At 70.4% G+C, this 2,214-nt stretch carries 1 protein-coding gene; it reads left to right on the top strand.

Going from position 1 to position 2,214, the window contains the following annotated elements; genetic code table 11:
- Positions 1 to 2,214: non-ribosomal peptide synthetase (locus tag IRT45_RS36070; RefSeq protein WP_194810232.1), on the top strand; the 2,214-nt coding region annotated here is incomplete at both ends.

The raw sequence follows: 2,214 nt of genomic DNA, 5'->3' as shown, positions 1-2,214 counted from the left end.
GCAGGCGCGGCATCCGCTGTTCCAGGTGATGCTGGCCTTCCAGAACATCCGCCACGCCAGCCTGGAGTTGCCCGGCCTGTCGGTCAACGGCATCGACTACGACGCCCGGCTGGCGAAATTCGACCTCCAGCTGACCCTGCAGGAGGCGCCCGACGCCGAGGGTGTGGCGGCGGGTATGTCCGCCGAATTCTCTTATGCGCTCGATCTTTTCGACGAGCCGACGATCGCCGGATTCGCCAGGCGGCTGGACCGGGTGCTGGCCGCGGTGGTGGCCGATCCGGACCGCCCCATCGGTGACATCGCGCTGATCGATGCGCTCGAAGCCGATCGGGAACTGCGCGAGTGGAACTACACCTCGCGCGAGATCGGTTCCGCGACACTGCTTCCCGAGCTGTTCGCCGAGGCCGCACGCACGCACGCGGATGCGGTCGCGGTGGTGGACCGCGAGGCCGGTGAGAGCCTGACCTACGCCGAATTCGGGGCCCGCGTGCGCCGGTTGGCGCGGCGGCTGGTCGAGGCGGGTGTGGGGCCCGAGGCGCGGGTGGCGCTGGCCCTGCGGCGTTCGACGGACCTGGTGGTCGCCATGTACGCGGTGCTCGAGGCCGGTGGCGGCTACGTGCCGCTGGACCTGGATCAGCCCGCCGACCGCATCGGCTACGTCCTCGACACCGCCGAACCGGTCTGCGTGCTGACCACCTCGGCGAACGCGGGCGACCTGGAGGTCGGTGACCGGCCGGTCCTGCGCCTGGACGAGCTGGACCTCGCGGACTACTCCGACGAGCCGCTGACCGATGCGGATCGCCTCGCTCCGCTGCGCCCGTCGAATCCGGCGTACACGATCTTCACCTCCGGCTCGACCGGCCGCCCGAAGGGCGTGACCGTCCCGCATTCCGCGGTGGTGAACCAGATCCGCTGGATCACCGGGGAATACGGCATCGGCGCCGGCGATGTGGTGCTGTTCAAGACGCCCGCCACCTTCGACGTCTCGGTGTGGGAGTTGTTCGCCCCGCTGTCGGTCGGTGGCCGGATGATCGTGGCCACCCCCGACGGGCACCGCGATCCGCGCTATCTCGCCGATGTGATCGCCGCCGAACAGGTCACCATGACCTCGTTCGTGCCCTCGATGCTCACCGTCTTCTCCGGTGCCGTCGACAGTTCCGCGCTGGCGTCGCTGCGGGCGTTGTTCGTCGCCGGTGAGGCCTTCACCTCCGATGCCGTCGAGGCGTTCCGGCGGGTCGGCACGGCACGGCTGTACAACCTGTACGGCCCCACCGAATTCACTGTGCACGCCACCCACGCCGGGGTGGCCGACGGCGTCCGCGGGGCGGTCCCGATCGGTTTGCCGGTGTGGAACGCGCAGGCCTACGTGCTGGACGCGCGGCTGCATCCGGTGCCGCCGGGTGTCGCGGGTGAGCTGTATCTGGCCGGCGATCAGCTGGCCCGCGGTTATCTGGGCCGGGCCGATCTGACCGCCGACCGTTTCGTCGCGAACCCGTTCGCCGACTACGGTTCTCGCATGTACCGCACCGGTGACCTGGTGCGGCGCGGCGCCGACGGCGCGATCGTGTACCTGGGCCGCACCGACTTCCAGGTGAAGGTGCGCGGTCTGCGCATCGAGCTCGGGGAGATCGAATCCGCCCTCACCGCACACGAATCCGTGGCCCAGGCGGTCGCGGTGGTGCGTTCGGACGCGCGTCTGGGCGATCAACTCGTCGCCTATGTGGTGCCGGCCGCCGGTGTGGTGGACCTGGAGGTGCTGCGCGCGCATCTGACGCAGTTGCTGCCGTCGTACATGGTTCCGGCCGCGATCGTCACGCTGGACGCGATGCCGCTGAACCCGAACGGCAAACTGGACCGGCGCGCGCTGCCGGAGCCGGTGTTCGCGGCCCGCGAATTCCGGGCGCCGTCGACGCCGGTCGAGGAGATCGTCGCGGCGACCTTCGCCGACGTACTCGGCCTGGACACCGGCGAGCGGCCGGTCGGTGTGGACGACGACTTCTTCGATCTGGGCGGCAACTCGCTGATCGCCACCCAGGTGGTGGCGCGGCTGAGCGCCGCGCTGAACGCCGAGATCGGCGTGCGCACCGTCTTCGAGGCGCCGACCGTGGCCGGTTTGGCCGCGCGCGTCGAATCCCAGGTGGGATCCGGTGTGCGCCAGGCGCTTACGCCTCGCACGCGACCGGAGTTCCCGCCGTTGTCGCTGGCGCAGCAGCG

Source organism: Nocardia sp. BSTN01 (assembly GCF_015354405.1).
Taxonomy (GTDB): domain Bacteria; phylum Actinomycetota; class Actinomycetes; order Mycobacteriales; family Mycobacteriaceae; genus Nocardia.
The sequence above is the reverse complement of the archived record's forward strand: the minus strand, read 5'-3'. Positions and strand labels throughout refer to the sequence as shown.